The organism is Psychrobacillus sp. AK 1817 (assembly GCF_008807035.1).
GTDB classification, from domain to species: Bacteria; Bacillota; Bacilli; order Bacillales_A; family Planococcaceae; genus Psychrobacillus; species Psychrobacillus faecigallinarum.
The window spans coordinates 4,051,934-4,069,029 of sequence record NZ_CP031739.1 but is presented as its reverse complement, the minus strand read 5'-3'; the positions used below and the strand labels follow the sequence as shown (position 1 = coordinate 4,069,029).

Genomic DNA, 17,096 nt, shown 5'->3' with positions numbered 1-17,096 from the left:
GAATAAAGATCTTTCTCCATTCCATAAACCCCCTTCTTTTTTTGCATAATTAGATATCAGAATTTTTTAAGATGATATCTCTTGACTGCTCGTCACTGAACTAACCTCCTAAAGCAATTTACAAAATGAATAATATATCTTTTGATGCAAGATGCTATTTTTAAATCTAAATAATGTATACATAATTTTCTATTTATTCCATCATAAAGTCAAATATTTCTATGAAAAATTGTAATATCAAAGATAGGCTAGTCAAAAAAAATTGCCCTATCCTCTATCTAAAAAAGCTTTCCATCCTTTTCAGGATGGAAAGCCGATTATTTTAATACATTTTTTTTATGCCATTTAAAGTACTTTTTATTTTCTTCTTTTCTATTAATGCGCATCTTCGAATGAATTCGATATTTATCGTAATCCCTTTCTTCTATACGGGCAGAAATATGGATTTTTCCTTGACCATCAAATGCTATATACCCCTTCTCATATAAAGCCTCATGATTATAACAAAGCAATATTCCATTATAAGGGTCTAGCCTTTCTTCCTCAGTACTATCCTTCCAAGGTTTTGATGGGCAAGGATGTAATAGTTCAGGAGAGTCGATGTTGCATATAGCACATTGGTTATCCCATATAGGGGAAAGCGTCTGCTTAAATTTCTGAAGTCCTTTGCGAATTTTTACTTTTGCTTCAGACTCCATTACTGCAATAATTTGTAGAAGTCGATTAGGTTCCTTTAATAGAATCGAACTAATAGCAAATTCAAGCTGCTCCTGTTTTTCTAAATTTACATTGTTGTCAGCTATTAACTCTAAAAGTTTGATGGCCAATTGTTCATTACACGGGTAAAGATATCCCTGGTTACCATCCCCGTTTTCTTGAAAGGCTGAATATTTTATCGGAAGAAATAGCTCTATCTCCTGAAAATTATCCTTAATATTTAATGGAGTATTTAGTTCCTCGTATGAAGTTTCTACCTTATTACCAACTTTTTTATAAAGAGCATCATAGGGATTTTCTGCTTCGTAACAATCTTTTTTAGCAATACTGACAGCTACAATGTCACCTTTTACGTAATGAAAAATACAATCCCCTGCTTTGACTTCCTTCATTCGCTCCCAAAAATGTGGATGCATACCACTTTTATCGACCTGTTTAGACCAAATAATGTTATTTTCTTTTTCTTCTATATACGTTTGTCCTTGCATGACGATATAAAAATTCATATATATGTACCTCTACTCTCTTAATCCATATATATATTATAGCAAAAAATTATCAATGCATTATACGATCAACTGTCTTCCAATTTTAGTTAGATTGATTTAGTTAGAAGGCCGCCTTCGCTATAAGATATATGAACACTGTCTTTGTTGAAAAGAGCAGCTAGCGGTTATTCTCTCACCTATCTTTAGGGGGATTCATCGGATTCGCTTGACGAAAATACTGAAACAAAGGGCGAACGGTTATAAGTCTTTGCTCATTGGATTTAATACTTTTAAGGAAACAGGTTTCTCTTACCATCCTTTAACAAAAATAAGTGAAAAAAATATATGAAAATAGCTTCTAGAATATGATATGGTAGAATATCTAGAACTCTAATATAGAAGGTGAAGAAGTGTTAGAAGTAAATGAAAGTAAGTTAGATCGATATATAGTGCATTATGTAGGCGATTCACTTGTTTTAGGTGACGAAATATATTTACAACCAGAAGTTATGCTAGAGGCTGCATTCACACAATTGGCATTTAACAAAGTAGATTTTGAGCAACAATATGATTTCTTCCATCAAACAGACCTAGGGCTAAATGAAGTTTACACATATTTAAATAGCATTTTTGATAACAAAAATAATTTCCTAGAGCAATCAAAAAATATTGCAGTTCATCTACAAAGCGTTTCTCAGCATCCTAATATAAAAAACGGAGAATTATTTATTGGATTGTTTGAAAACTGCATATGGAATACAGAGACTAAAAAAGCTCTTGCTATCGTTAAAATTGATGAAAAAGAGATGTATTTAGATATTAAAAATGAACAAGACAAAGTAATAGTAAACGGTGTAGATGGGATTAACGTAAGGAAAATCAACAATATAGCAGTAATCATTGATATGGGTCCAGATGCAGCCCCTGCAATTTTCATGAAAACAAAGAAAAAGGAAGATGTTGTTTACTGGCAGGAACGTTTTCTGAATATTAGAGTGGCAGATGAACACTTCCATAAAACTAATTTAGCTTTAACAGAATGCAAAAAACTAATAGTTAAAGAAGAGAGCTTCACGAATACCGAAAAGCTTGGACTACTAAACAAAACGCTTGATTACTTTAGAAATGAAGAAACATTTGAAGTTGACGAATATATTGAAACGGTTTTTGACAATGCAGATCAAACTCAAAAAGATATTATAGTTAATTCGGTGAAGCCATATGAAACTGTCATATCTGAAAGTGCAATTGCTAAGTCAGAAAAAATTTATAAGCGAAAAATTAAGCTGGATTCCAACATTGAAATTCAAGTGAATGTTCGGGATATTGATCAAGTAGATCAGCTTATAGAAGTTGGCTATGATGAGGTTACCAAGCGAAAGTTTTATAAGATTTATTTTCAGGAGGAAGTATAGAATTATATTGTCACTGCTGAGAAAAGCTAGAGACTGCTCAAGCTACAATATAATTTTAACAGAGTATTACATGGGATAAAATAATCGTGATAGCTTTCCTAGGAATCAGCGAAATAACCCATTATACTTGCCATGTCAATTCCTCTCCTCGCTCGAGTTAATAACATTAAATCTACAAAAAAAGCTATCTCAAGTTGTGATTATTCATCCTTGAAATAGCTTTTTTATATTATTACTTAATTAATCGTAGAAGTAGATTCCACTGTTCTAGATTTCTGATGTTTCTTTTCACTTTCAGTTACATAAAGTGCACATGTTAAGTCACCTGTACAATTGACCATTGTTCTTGTCATATCAAGTAATCGGTCAATACCAATGATTAATGCGATCCCTTCCACGGGAAGATTAACAGACTCTAGCACCATCGCTAGCATAATCATACCAGCCCCTGGGACAGCTGCTGTACCGATTGAAGCAAGCACTGCTGTCAAAACAACTGTAAGCATTTGGACAAACGATAGATCTACTCCATATACCTGAGCAATAAAAATTGTCGCAACCCCTTGCATGATTGCTGTTCCATCCATATTAACTGTCGCCCCCAAAGGCTGAACAAAACTACTGATCCCTTTTGGCACTCCCAATTTTTTTTGTGCAATCTCCATAGATATTGGTAAGGTCGCACTGCTACTAGAAGTACTAAACGCCACTGTTAAAGCAGGTAAGTATTCTTTAATGACCTTCAACGGATTTTGTTTAGCTAAAAGCTTAAGTGCGGAACCATAGACGATAACTGAATGAACTAGTAATGCTAAAAAGACGACTACCATATACATAAACATTACTTTTAGAGCATCAAAACCTTGCTTCCCTACAGCTGAAGCTAGTAATCCAAATGTGCCAATTGGTGCAAACTTCATCACTAATGTCACTAAAAACATCATTAATTCATTTGCCTGCTCCATAAACCTTTGGACACTTTCCACTTTGCTTCCTAAATAGCTAATTCCTAAACCAATAAATACCGCAAAGAAAATAATTTGTAGCATATCTCCACTAGCCATTGCTTCAACAGGGTTAGCTGGAATTATTCCAAGCAATGTTTCTGAAACTGGTGGTGCTTCTGCAGCTTCGTACTCAACTGATCCTACATCAAAGTTTTCACTGTTCCCTGGTTGGAAAACAAGTGCTAATACTATCCCTATAGTAATCGCTACAGCGGTTGTTGCTAAAAAGAAAAGCATTGCCTTTCCGCCCATACGCCCTAACGATTTTGGATCTCCTATATTAGCAACCCCTACAGCTATTGAGAAGAATACTAAAGGTACTATTAACATCTTAATAAGATTCAAAAAGATTGTTCCTAGTGGTGTAAACAAATAACTATCTGCCGTTTTAAAAAATTCTGGTGCTACGATATTTAAAATTACTCCGACAACCGCACCAAGTACTAAAGCCCACAATATCCTAGTTGCTAATTTCATTCAATCACCCTTTACTAAATATATAATCAAAAAATTATTGGCAGCTTAATAGAATATTAGCTAAATAGATTATTCATTGTTCTAGTTGAAGTATTCTGCATTAAGTAATTTTTCCGACAAATTATTATGTAAAAATATTATAGTTGAATAAATTTCATAATTTCTGTTTTTATGAAAAAACACGAACAATTACATGCTTTTCTAGCAATATAAAATATTTCATTGAGGTGAGCGATAAGCCAACACCACCCTCCGCTACAATGAACAAATAAGAAATGTGCATATTTAATTGGTAAAGTGCTATTTATGAAATTAACTCAGCCAACTTTACAATATTGTATTATCACCTAGAATCAACGAGTAACTAATTTTTGTAATGCTAAATTTCCATAAAAACCAATAATCTTCCAATAACAACTAAATCTATACTTACTAATATATAAGTACCACAATTAACTACAATCTAATCTAAAAATAATAAAAAAATTAGAAATCTATTGGTTCCTTCATTTATGTTAAATAAATATCTTAGTTCGATACACATCTTTATAAAAAAATAGCATCATTCCCAATAAAGAGAGTGACGCTATTTAAGATTGAAGCTTAAATAAATATCCCAACTAAGGTTGCAGTTAAGAAAGAAACCATGGTAGAAGCGACTAATAACTTAAGACCATGTTTTGAAACGATAGAAGCTTTTTCTCCGTTGATAGCTTGTAGAGAGCCACTAACTATTCCAATAGAACTGAAATTCGCAAAGCTAATTAAGAATACCGAAACTACTGCAACTGTTTTCTCAGAAAGATTAGGAATTTGATCTCTGAATTGAAGCATTGCTACAAATTCGTTAGTTGCAAGCTTCGTACCCATCGTTTGACCGGCTACTAAAATTTCGCTTGCAGGTACACCCATTAACCAAGCAATCGGCGCAAATACATATCCTAAAATTTCCGTAAACGTTAAACCGATCGCAGCTTGGAACCCTGCGTCTATTAACGCCATTAATCCTACGTAAGCAACTAGCATAGCTGCTACAATTAAGGCCACTCTACCTCCATCTAATGCTCCCATTGAGATAGATTCAAATAGAGATTTTGCTTGAGATGCTTCTTTGATGTCGATAATTTCTTCTTCCTTAGAAGAGTCAGGAGCAATAATTATACCAATAATCAAACCTGACAATGCATTTAGAGCCATTGCACCTAAAACATACTTAGCAGGTAACATAGTGATATAAGAACCCATAATGGATGCAGATGCAGATGCCATAGATGTGATTGTCATCACAAACAACTTGTTTTTGTCCATTTTAAGTACGTGTGATTTAATAGCTAAGATTCCTTCTGATTGACCGAAGAAAATATTATTTACAGCATGGAAAGTACTTACACGTGAAAGCCCTGTAATTTTAGACAGGAATCCTCCCAAATATTTAATAATAAGTGGTAGGACACGTAAGTAAGTTAAAACTGAAAGTAACATAGAAGTAAAAATTAAAATTACTAATACATTTATAAAGAATACTGAGCCGCCTTCTGGGACCCAACCTCCAACTACGAAGTTTACCCCTTCACGCCCTATATTAATAACTTTTGTAAAACCATTACCAATACCTTCTATTACAGTCAGTCCCACAGTTGTCTTGAACATGATTAAAGTTAATACGACTTGAAGAACTAACATAACTCCAACAGCTTTAAAATTAATCGCTTTCTTATCATTACTAATTAAGTAAGCTAATCCAAAGACTACAATTAATCCTATTATTCCTATTAAAATTGACATTCTCTATACCTCAATTTTTATTATTTTTTGATTATACAACTTGTTGTATTTTCTTAGCTCGTCTTAGCATCAAGGTATCAAATGAAGAAATTATAAATTTTTAGAAAACCATTTGTGACCGCTTTCAAAATGATGTGAAATGCATATATTTATTGACTTAACTTTGCCTGCTCGTTTCACTTATCTTGTAAGACAGCAAACAAAAACGCTTTCAAATAATTCGAATGAGATTTCCTTTAAAAACCAACATTATACCTTCACTGTCTCTTGATACTTTTACGTCATTTTGTCATTCTACATTGCGAATATTATAGAAGTCAAATAATTGATATTTTAAAATCTTTAGAATGACTAAATGCCTAATATTCTAAATTTTCCTTTGAATTGATATAAACGAATTAGTTATTTAGTCTTTTTTCGAATATTAGAGTATATATTAGTTCAAATTTCTCAACAAAAACAAAGGAAGAATGAGTATTTGCCATACATCATTCTTCCTCTATAGGTTTATTTTTAAATTTTTTTAAGCCATAACTTTTCTTTTACCAACTAGATAATATACTAAAAAGCCAAAAATATTCGATAAAGCAAATATGATAATCCAAGCAATATTTAACCTCTTCTGATGATAAGCGTTGATGGTTGCCCAAATTGTGAACAAAGTCCAATAGATTGTTACTCCCACAAATAAAATGATTGTCATCACTTTACTAAACACTCTTTGCTCCATACTAACGAACCACTGATCATCTCCATTCCCATATGGATAAAAGGCTGGCTTTAGCCATTCAGGGGACCAAACTGCTTGATTAAATTTATAGTCTGGAGTTGCTTCTTCAACATATTCAAATACATTCGAGTAGTCGCCAGGTTTCTCACCCTCTTTGACTCCCCTCACATCAAATATCTTAACAGTAGTTATGAAATCAGTTTTTATTATAGAGTTCTCTATCGCCATTATCATTTCAGGTGTAATAGTAGTTTTGTTTTCTAAAACTGTTGCTATCTCTGTTGCTACATTAGATATTTGAGACGATTGCTCTTCTGCATTTTGCCAAAGCCAACCAAAAACCGATAAAAATAAAACAAGGAAAGCTAGTGATAAATATAAAATCCATTTAGCAAATACTTGTTGGGCTTTAAACATTTCACCAAGAATGGTACGAATTTCTTTTTCCTCTCCGAATCTGGATATGGCTATTTTAACAGCTTCCTCTTCAGTTATACCTTCTTGTTTTAAATCATGGACAGCTTCTAATAAATGAGTTCTCATCTCAGCTTTCATTTCAAGAATCTCTTTCTTATTTCCTTTTGTGTTTTGATAAACAGAATTAACAAATAAATCTACTTGTTTCAAATTAATCTCCTCCTTCCAAAAAAGAATCCATTATTTTTTTTACAAATAACCATTCATTGCATTTTTCCTTGTAGCCCACTTCTCCAAGGGAAGTAAGCTTATAATATTTTCTTCTTCCACCGGGCCCTTGTTCATCACCCCAATAGGACTCTATCCAATTGTTTTTCTCCAATCTTTTTAAAGACAAATAAAGTGTTCCTTCCTTTAGTTCAAAAAGATTGTTACTTTTCTCTCGAACGATTTTAGCGATTTCATATCCATAGCGATCGTTTTTCTGTAACAGAGATAATATGAGTGTATCAATATGCCCCTTCAACACCTCTTTATTTATTTCCATTTTTTACACCACCTTACTATTATTTATAAATTATATTACCTAATAATGCAAGGTATTATTTATTTTGTACTAACCAAAAAAAATAGCATTGCGACTGCAATGCTATTTTTATAAAATTATTTTACATAAAGCCCTCTAACCACAGTCCTAAGAAAGTACCCACGTAGTTTCCAATTATATATCCCAGTGTTCCAACAATTAAGATTGGTCCTACTAGATTACTCCATCCCTTTGCAATTGCCAGTGCTGCGGCTGTAGTGGGACCGCCGATATTTGCATTTACTGCTAACAGTGTTTCCTCAAGTTCAAATTTAAAGACCTTCGCCCCTACCAAAGATACGATTAAGTTGATTGCTACAATGATAAAAGCAAAAATTAGCAATAACGGTGCATTTTCTATGATTAATGGAATTGAAGCAGGAATACCAATCACTACAAAGAAAATATGTATGAGATAGGTTCCAATTTCTTGGCTCCCACTTAATGAATCGAAGAATTTAGGAAACAGTAAAAGAGCTAGGAAAGTGAATGTCGTTAACATTAAATACTGATCTCCTATTAATCCGTTTAACAGGTTTAGTAGAAAGTTTACATCTTCTCCAGAAGGAATAAGAGTATCAAACCAAGTAGATACCTTTTTAGCTAAAATAACTAATGCAAACGCCGTTCCTACCGACAAAGCTATATCCTTTAGGGATATCTCCTTCGCCTTCCAATAGGCTTTTGACTGATTTACTTGATCCTTATTACTTTGAGATTCTAACTCATCTATATGTGGTGTTTTATACTTTTTACGGAAAAATTGCATAGTAGGAATAACCATTAATATAACAAAAAGAAGCGCCATATTTAAGTTGTCTGCAACTACCGCCGATGAAACTAACTCCCCCGGCGTTTCAAACTTAGCAGACATTGCTGCAAAGTTAACCCCTCCACCTATGTAGCTAGCACTGAACATAGCAGCCAGCTTATTGAGTAATGGTATATGATCCTTTAATATAAAAAATGCTATAATTGTTCCAGCAACAGTACCTACCGAACTTATTAAAAATATCATTAAAAGTCTGCCGCTTTCCTTAAACAGCTTTTTAATATTCACATGAAATAATAGTAATGGTATTGCAAGTGGAACAATAATGCTCCATACCGAATCATAAACAGCGGATTCAGTTGGTATAATCCCCGTGTTAGATAAGAGTATGGCTATCAATAAAGCGATAATGGCACCAGTTATTTTCGCCGCCCAGCTAAATCTCTGCTCCAAAAAAATACTCAATGAAGCAACGATAACAATGATTCCCCAAAGTGTAAGTGTGTCATCTGCTTGGATTAGTGTATTTCCCATAAATTCCTCCTAGTTTAGTTAATTTCATAATAGTACTTTACCAGTAAACACGAGCTTTGCTCTACGAGTAATTGGAGCTGCAGGCGGTGATGGCTTATCACTCACCCCACGGAAAGCGTCCCCCTAAAGCGTAAATCAATTACATTTTACTCGTTGACAGCATTTAGATATCATTATTCTCTTCTCGATTGTTCGTGTTCTTTATAATTATTGGAATTATGAATTTAACTCATTTGAATATAAATTTTATGTTTTATACTTACCCTCTAGAAAACACCAACTTTCTTTTTCTTTAATTCTATTATATTCGTAATATTTAAATTTTCAAAATTTTATTTCCCTCGAGTTATTGGATAGCTTTCAATAGTTGTATTATAATTTAGTATGCTACATTAATGCAGAACTAAATTAGTTATATAAGGAGCAATACATATGAAAAAAATCATGAACCAACCTGAAAACCTTGTGATGGAAATGTGTAATGGATTAGTCTTAGCACATCCAGAGCTAGAATTTTTAAAGAAGTACAAAATTATTAAAAAGAAAGCTATCGATGACAACAAGGTAAGTATTATTAGTGGTGGCGGTAGTGGACATGAGCCCGCCCACGCTGGATTTGTTGGTAAGGGTATGCTGGATGCTGCTGTGTGTGGAGATATATTTGCTTCACCCTCTCAAATACAGGTTTATCAAGCCATTAAGGCTACGGCTGGTCAAAAAGGTCTTTTGATGATTCTTAAAAATTATAGTGGCGATATGATGAATTTTAAAAATGGGGCTGCTTTAGCTTCTGAGGATGGCATTCACGTTGAATACGTAAAGGTAGATGATGATATTGCAGTAGAAGACAGTCTTTATACTGTAGGTAGACGCGGAGTTGCAGGTACTGTTTTCGTTCATAAGATTGCAGGTGCTGCTGCCGAAGAAGGTAGAGAACTATTAGAGGTTAAAAAGACAGCGGAAAAAGCTGCAGCTAACGTACGGAGCATAGGTATAGCTCTTACCTCTTGTACTGTACCTGCAAAAGGTACGCCAACCTTTAAATTGGCAGAGGATGAAATAGAGTACGGAGTAGGAATTCATGGTGAGCCAGGAATAAAGAGAGAGAAAATGCTTTCCGCAGATGAATTGGCAGAGCGAATGACCATGGACCTTTTAAAAGACCTCGGCGTGAATGAAAAGGATGAGATTGCGGTATTAGTCAATGGGTTTGGTGCAACTCCACTACAGGAATTGTATTTGTTAAATAATTCAGTTGTACGAGTGCTATCACGTAAAAATATTAAGGTGAATCGCGTTTTTGTAGGCAATTATATGACAAGCATTGATATGGCTGGTGCCTCCCTTACTTTCATGAAGTTAGACGATGAATTAAAAAACTTACTGTCTAGTCCTAGTGATACACCCTCTTTTAAAATAGTTGGACCGATTGATTCCGTCGAATATATTGAAGTTATTGAGGAAGAAAGCGAAAAGCCAGTCTCATTTAAAACAGAAACTAATGAAGGTTTTTCTGTGATTCAAAATGAAAGATTATCATTACCCAACATGATCTACCTTGTAGATAAAATGAGTGAAGTAATAATAGATAATGAAGTACCTTTCTGTGAGTTAGATTCTCATGCTGGAGATGGAGATTTCGGAATGAGTGTTGCAAAAGGATTCAAGCAATTGAAGCGAGAATGGAGTGATATTATTCAACAGCCCGAACTTACTATCGGTTCCTTTTTACACTCATGCTCTCTCGTTATTATGGAGTATTGCGGTGGGGCATCAGGACCAATTTGGGGCTCTGCTTTCCGTGCGGCTGGAAAAATAACAGATGGCAAGATGGAATTAACTATAGCTGAGTTTGCTGAAATGCTACAAGAGGCAGTGAAAGGAATTCAATCGACTGGAGAGCGTTCATTTGGTAGAGGGGCAGAAGTTGGAGATAAAACATTGATTGATGCGTTAATACCTTGTGCAGATTCATGGATGGATAGCAGTTCATCTAGCACAACATTTAAGCGAGCATTTGAACAAGGAGCTGCTGCTGCAGTCTTAGGTGCAGAAAAGACCAAAGACATTGTAGCTCGTATGGGTCGTGCTGGAACAGTAGGTGAACGAAGTCTTGGTTATCCAGATGCAGGTGCTTTTGGATTAGGGGTCATTTTTAGCGAGCTTGCTCGTTCCATTAAATAGAAAAAAATAAACAGACCTATCACTTGATTGTACTAGTGATAGGTCTTTTCTTTATATAGGAAATCTAAAGAATTAAAGCCTACTTTAAGACAACCTCTTTAGTAACTCTAGTTTTTCTCTTTCTAGACAGAAACCTTTCTATACGAGGACGATTATACCGTTGAACTATAATAATTGGTAAGTTAAACAAAAGAGCATATGCTACCATAATCCAGCCTGCCCATGCAGGATTCCAAAGGAAAAATAGGCCGGCCGGCAAGATTGAAACCCAATGGGTCAACTCTGCTCTTTTAGTCTCAATAACAAAAAGTTTAAGATAACGTTTATCGTTGCTAGCCAGGATGTTCTTTTCAAATCCCTTTCGTATTACCTTTGTTCCATCAGGGATTAAATGCTTCCACAGCCTTACACTAAAAAGTCGTTCCCATAATTCACCTGATTTTTCCCATTTCCTTAATTTATATAAAGAATTTTCTTTTTCAAAAAAATGAACAGGAATTATTGCCATGGAAAGCGAAATCACAATATGAAAAAATGCCCATGCTCCAATATCTATTAAAATAGTCCAAAATATAGGGAGATGTATTATTTGCAATCAACCACCCCTACAATCTGATTTTTCTACCCTTCCATGTGACTGCACGTAACACCTTAGTTCGAAATAGGGACCACATAAAAACACCAGTAAAAAAGAAGAATAGAATAGGATAAAAGATAAACATATAAAACTGAAAATTACCCGTCCGACTAGCGAGATAATAAGCTTGAGTCATGAATCCAACATAGCAAATTAGAGCTATGAAAATCCATGTTAGAGAATTAACACAAGCAGCCGTTAAAAACAAAGCTAATGGAAGGAATCCTCCACTCATCCATATGCTAATAAGTGTCATAACAAACGGATGGGTTGACTGGGAAGCTGTTCCAAAATTCTTTGACCAGCCTTCTACAAGTGACTTCATGCCTTCTGGATACATTTGAAAATGAAGTACACCCCTTCCCCCCAGACAATGAACTGGGAGACCAATTTTTCTAAATGCTTTCGCAAGCACAAAATCATCCATTATTGCTTCTCCTACCACAAAATGTCCGCCTGATTCCATATAATCCGCTCTTGTAGTCAAAATACATGGACCAAATGCTCCTGCACCTTGTAATCGATTACTCCAAAAAGTAAATAGATTCATACCTGCCATCACCATAATATTGAAGATAGCCGAAAAGTTTTCATAAAGTTTATGGACCTTGTGATAAGGCTGAATGGATAAAATCCCTCTAGTGCCTTGCGCCTGAAAACTTATAGCCAAAGATTTCAAACTATCCTTATGTTCCAACCTTACATCTGCATCTAAAAATAATAACCATTCACCAGTAGTTGCCTCAGAACCTATCCAGCAAGCTGCGGATTTTCCTTTCCATCTTTGGTAATTTTCATTAGTTTGTTTAACTATAGCCCCAAACTTTTTTGCAATTTGTACAGTTTTATCTGTAGATTCATCATCGACTACTATAATCTCCTTTGGGATAAGTGATTGTATTTGTAAGGACTCGAGCAATGGCTGTAATCGCCCCTCCTCATTTCTTGCTGGGATTATCACAGATATAGAAGGCTGTCCAGATAGCTCTTTGCCCGTTTGTCCCGAGAGAGGGATTTTCCATAGCATAAGAAAACCACACACTATAGCCATAATGATTATTGCTAATGCAATTATGAACAGTACGTCTATCATTAGCCCCACCTCTTCCTTATGACTCTTTTCTGTCTCTCTCCAAAATCATCTCACTAACCTGCTGACCGCTAAGTGTAACCATTGGCATTCCCCCACCCGGATTGACAGTACCTCCAACAAAGTACAAATTGTCATATAGCTCACTATGCTTTGCATTTTTAAACCCGTGATTTTTCTTTTTAGAGGAAACCGTCCCGTAAATAGAGCCACGATGTGAATAATACGTTCGCTCTATATCATGTGGGGTCCACATATCTTCAGTGACAATATGCTGCCGAAGGCCTTCTAATCCCATATTTTCTAGTTTAATGAGCACACGTTCTCTTAAAGCCATGTAATCTTCTTCAGTAAATGGCTGGTCCTGGAGATATGGAATATGAGGCAATATTTTAATGTTTTCATGACCCTTTGGAGCCTGATTCGGATCAGTCTTGTTTGTATTCACTAAGTATATTGTTGGATCCTGAGGCAGCTCATAACGATGGAAGACTTGATCCATTTGCTCCTTTAAGTTATCGGAAAAGAAAAAGTTATGATGGGCAAGCTGTGGATATAATTTATTCACACCTAGATGCAACACTAACCCCGAGCTGGAGGGCTCAAATTTCTTTTCTAGCTTCTCTATATACTTTGGCTCTTCCTCCAATAATTTTTCATATGCAGGAATGACCTCCATATTAGAGATAAAATAATCTGCTGTTACCTTTTTACCATCCGCTAGCTCTGCTGCAGCAATTCGTTTAGCTCCATCTCTATGTAAACGCTTTACTTCTTCTCCAGTATGGAAGGATACACCAAGCTCCTTCCCAAGCTTCACCATTCCACTTGCAATTCCATGCATACCTCCCGGAACATACCAAACACCCTGTGCATGCTGCATGTAAATCATCATATTTAACACAGCTGGTGCATCATATGGGGAGGAACCAACATATTTGATGAAATAAGAAAGCATCGTACGTAAATTAGGGTTGCTCACTCTTTTCTTTATAGCATCATACATAGTCGAAAAATAATCAAAGCCTCTTAGTGACTCTATAAAACCATGCTGCCGAAACACATCCATTGTACTGTCCAATCCTTTTCCAAGATACCCTTCTTCTGTCACATCATAAATCTTTTTAGCGTAATGTAGAAATTCTTGGTATTCCCTCATATCCTTTGCTGAGAGGTTCAGGTTTTCTTGTGCCATTTTTTCAAGGTCTCCGTAAAGGTCAATTGTTGTTCCATCTGTAAAAAAAGACCGCCATTCATGCTCTAATCTATAGGCAGAAATGTAATCTGACATTTCGCGGTTGCTGCGCTTAAATATTCTTTCAAAGATATGTGGCATAGTGAGAATGGATGGGCCTAAATCAAACCCGAATCCCTCCTGCTCCAACCGATTCAGTTTGCCTCCTAAATGTTTGTTCTTCTCATAAAGGGAAACGGAATAACCGTTTTGAGCAAGAGAAATAGCTACAGATAAACCCCCTAGACCACCTCCGACTACAACTACAGTTTTTTTACTTTTGCTCATTAAGATGACACCTGCCCTTTCATATCAAAGCAAGTTGCTTGATGAATTTTTTTCATTTCTAGAGGGGATACAAAATTTCTAGTGTGAAAACAGTCATAATCATTTTTACGGATTGTATTTAATATGCCACGATAGATTCTAGCAGCAAGTAGCACCTGAAAACGGCTATCCTCATCAAAGTAAAAGATTGATTCATAGAAATGATCATATAATTCTTCTGCACGATGAGCTAATAACTCCCAAATTCGAATGAATTGGATGTTTATTTTTGCGTTTTTCAAATCATACTCACTATATAACTCTGATTTCAATAAAGATTCTGGTAGATAAATTCGGTTCTTCCTACTGTAATCTTCCCCGATATCACGAAGAATGTTAGTAATTTGCATAGCTATTCCAAGACTGATAGACTGCTCCCGTAAATCTAATGTTGAATCCTCAGCAATTATAGGTAAAAGCATTAACCCAACTGTTCCAGCAACATAATAGCTATAATTCTCTAGTTCTAAAAGGGTTTTTGGCTCTTTAAAATCAATATCCATTCTTTGCCCCTTCAATTGATCATAGAAAGGCGCTATATCCATATTGTATCGGTTAAATACATCCCGAAGCGCTAGCCACACCGGATGGTCGATTTCCTTGCCTTGCTCGAATAATCGTAACTCTGCCTCTAACTGATCTAATGCTACCTTCTGGGTAACCTTTGTATTGTTTTCGTCGACACTGTCATCAGCCTTCCTACAAAAAGTATAGATTGCAAATACTGCATTTGCTTTCTCCTTTGGCAATTGTTTAAACGCAAAGTAAAAACTTTTCGAGTTACGTTTAATCATTTCTTCACAATAACGATAGGAATCTTCTATAGGTGAGACCCTTTTTGCAACCAAATCTTTCGCCTCCTTCTATCTTTTCGAAATTTGAAAACTATCAAGTATTCACTCTATTTTTATATAAAGAGAATCTTTTAATTCGTCACAAGTTCTGGTAAACCAACTTCATTTTTTTCTTTAATTCCATCATCTAAAAGTAACTCTTCAGTAGCAATTTTTGCAGATAGTAATACAATCGGCACTCCTGCACCCGGATGAGTACTACTTCCAGTAAAGTACAGATTCTCACAGTTTTTTGCTTTGCTCTGCGGTCTCATGTGATTACTTTGTGTAAGAGTTGGTTGTAGCCCAAAGCAAGCACCATTATAAGCATTGAACTTAGACTCAAAATCCCTAGGAGTCATATAAGTTTCTGCGACTATTTCTTCTTCAATATTTTCGAATCCTTTAACATTCTTTAATGACTGCATTACTTTATTTTGATAATATTGAACCGTCTCATCGGTCCATTCATATTTCGAGGAAGATAGCTCAGAAACTGGAACAAGGATATATAGACCATCCTTTCCTTCTGGTGCCAGACTTGGGTCTAATTTAGAGCCAACGTATACATAGAAAGAAGGCTGTTCTAGCTTGTTACCATCAAAAATATCGTTTAAGTTCTTTTCTAGCTCATCGGCTATAAAGAAATTGTGTACATTGTCTAATTCCTCGTATTTTCGATCCATTCCTAAGTACATAACAAAGCACGAACACGAGTATTTCATACTATCGATTTTTTTATCTGTATATTTTCCCTTCGCTTTAGTATCCTTCACTAAATTCTTCATAGCGTAAGGAAAGTCTGCATTGCACATAACGTAATCAGCTAGAATTTCTTTTCCATTGACGCGAATACCATAAGCTTTTTGTTCTTTTATAAGCACCTCATCTACAGATGCATTGTAGTAAACTTTGCCACCTAATTCCTTGAACAAACGCTCCATCGAAGAAGCCATTGTATACATTCCACCCTTGATAAACCAAACTCCGTAGAGCATTTCAATCATTGGAATAATAGTATACAAAGAAGGTCCATTGTAAGGTGACACTCCTATGTATAAAGTTTGAAAGCTAAGAATTTGTTTAATACGCTCATTTTTTACGTATTTCCCAATAAAATGGTCTGCACTATCAAACGTTTTTAGCTTAAACATTTGTCGAATCGTTTTTGGATTATAAAAATCCGTAAAATTTCGAAAAGGTCGTTGAAGAAAATGGTTTTTTGCTACAAGATAACGCTGGTATATTTCCTGTAAATATTTTAAAAATCCCTTCGAATCTTCCTCAGAAATATTTTCCAACGTTTTCATCAACTCAATCAAATCAGAAGAAATATCATATTTTTCCTCTGCTTTTGATCCAAAGTATGTAGAATACATTGGGTCTACTTTTTGCATAGGTATGTAATCGTCGGGATCTCTTCCAGTTAGTTCAAACACTTCTCGGTATAGCTCAGGCATCATGACAATACTTGGTCCCAGATCAAATTGATAACCATTCATGTCTATTCGGTGCATTTTCCCTCCAGGTAATGCCTCCTTTTCATATAGCTCTACTTCATATCCTGCATGCTGGAGACGAATAGCACTCGCTAATCCAGCAACACCTGCTCCTATTACCACGACTTTCTTTTTACTTTTTGGCATTGTACATTCTCCTTCTCTTTTCTTTTAACCTGTCTATACTTTTAGCTTGGATGTTTGGATGTTTGGATGTTTGGATGTTTGGATGTTTGGTTATTTTATTTAATTATTCACAAACCTTATACAAAAGTCAAACCTTTTGTATAAGGTTATTTTAAAATAAGTTATACAAACATTATATACGAATTATTAATTTATCGTGTCAGGAAAATAAAATATT

General features: G+C 35.1%; 13 protein-coding genes. 2 read left to right on the top strand and 11 right to left on the bottom strand.

What is annotated here, in order from left to right; genetic code table 11:
* Window positions 1-317 precede the first annotated feature (317 nt).
* The gene (locus D0S48_RS20365; protein ID WP_144535596.1) at window positions 318-1,223 is read right to left on the bottom strand and encodes an HNH endonuclease; all 906 of its coding nucleotides are present in this window, start codon (window positions 1,221-1,223) and stop codon (window positions 318-320) included.
* A 392-nt stretch (window positions 1,224-1,615) separates the two neighbouring features.
* On the opposite strand from D0S48_RS20365, the gene D0S48_RS20360 reads away from it, so the two are divergent.
* Complete coding sequence (locus D0S48_RS20360) at window positions 1,616-2,620, top strand: nucleoid-associated protein (RefSeq protein ID WP_151113605.1); 1,005 nt, start codon at window positions 1,616-1,618, stop codon at window positions 2,618-2,620.
* Between the two features lie 236 nt (window positions 2,621-2,856).
* On the opposite strand, the gene D0S48_RS20355 is transcribed toward D0S48_RS20360, so the two are convergent.
* The 5 genes from D0S48_RS20355 to D0S48_RS20335 all read right to left on the bottom strand — a co-directional run bounded on the left by D0S48_RS20355 (window position 2,857) and on the right by D0S48_RS20335 (window position 8,928).
* Window positions 2,857-4,104, bottom strand: coding sequence for a dicarboxylate/amino acid:cation symporter (locus D0S48_RS20355; RefSeq protein WP_144535592.1), 1,248 nt, complete (start codon window positions 4,102-4,104; stop codon window positions 2,857-2,859).
* 603 nt (window positions 4,105-4,707) lie between these two features.
* Window positions 4,708-5,889, bottom strand: coding sequence for a NupC/NupG family nucleoside CNT transporter (locus D0S48_RS20350; RefSeq protein WP_144535590.1), 1,182 nt, complete (start codon window positions 5,887-5,889; stop codon window positions 4,708-4,710).
* A gap of 523 nt (window positions 5,890-6,412) precedes the next feature.
* Entirely contained in the window at window positions 6,413-7,246 is an 834-nt protein-coding gene (locus tag D0S48_RS20345; RefSeq protein ID WP_144535588.1) for a permease prefix domain 1-containing protein, read from the bottom strand.
* Between the two features lies 1 nt (window position 7,247).
* Window positions 7,248-7,583 (bottom strand): PadR family transcriptional regulator, encoded by a 336-nt coding sequence (locus D0S48_RS20340; protein ID WP_144535586.1) that lies wholly within the window; start codon window positions 7,581-7,583, stop codon window positions 7,248-7,250.
* A gap of 121 nt (window positions 7,584-7,704) precedes the next feature.
* The gene (locus D0S48_RS20335) at window positions 7,705-8,928 is read right to left on the bottom strand and encodes a DUF819 family protein (RefSeq protein ID WP_151113603.1); all 1,224 of its coding nucleotides are present in this window, start codon (window positions 8,926-8,928) and stop codon (window positions 7,705-7,707) included.
* 432 nt (window positions 8,929-9,360) lie between these two features.
* On the opposite strand from D0S48_RS20335, the gene dhaK reads away from it, so the two are divergent.
* The gene (gene dhaK / locus D0S48_RS20330) at window positions 9,361-11,112 is read left to right on the top strand and encodes a dihydroxyacetone kinase subunit DhaK (RefSeq protein ID WP_151113601.1); all 1,752 of its coding nucleotides are present in this window, start codon (window positions 9,361-9,363) and stop codon (window positions 11,110-11,112) included.
* 79 nt (window positions 11,113-11,191) lie between these two features.
* Here dhaK and D0S48_RS20325 read toward each other — a convergent pair whose 3' ends face one another.
* From D0S48_RS20325 to D0S48_RS20305, 5 genes are all read right to left on the bottom strand, one after another.
* Window positions 11,192-11,707: a glycosyl-4,4'-diaponeurosporenoate acyltransferase CrtO family protein gene (locus D0S48_RS20325; RefSeq protein ID WP_144535582.1), complete on the bottom strand. Its 516-nt coding sequence runs from the start codon at window positions 11,705-11,707 to the stop codon at window positions 11,192-11,194.
* A 10-nt stretch (window positions 11,708-11,717) separates the two neighbouring features.
* Window positions 11,718-12,842, bottom strand: a complete 1,125-nt coding sequence (locus D0S48_RS20320) for a glycosyltransferase family 2 protein (protein WP_144535581.1) — start codon at window positions 12,840-12,842, stop codon at window positions 11,718-11,720.
* Between the two features lie 16 nt (window positions 12,843-12,858).
* Window positions 12,859-14,361 carry a phytoene desaturase family protein gene (locus tag D0S48_RS20315; protein WP_144535579.1) on the bottom strand — a complete coding sequence of 501 codons (1,503 nt, stop codon included), beginning with the start codon at window positions 14,359-14,361 and terminating at the stop codon, window positions 12,859-12,861.
* Complete coding sequence (locus D0S48_RS20310; protein ID WP_225321657.1) at window positions 14,361-15,248, bottom strand: phytoene/squalene synthase family protein; 888 nt, start codon at window positions 15,246-15,248, stop codon at window positions 14,361-14,363. The genes D0S48_RS20315 and D0S48_RS20310 overlap by 1 nt, the downstream gene beginning before the upstream one ends.
* Before the next feature lie 77 nt (window positions 15,249-15,325).
* Entirely contained in the window at window positions 15,326-16,879 is a 1,554-nt protein-coding gene (locus D0S48_RS20305) for a phytoene desaturase family protein (protein ID WP_144535577.1), read from the bottom strand.
* Between the last annotated feature and the right edge of the window lie 217 nt (window positions 16,880-17,096).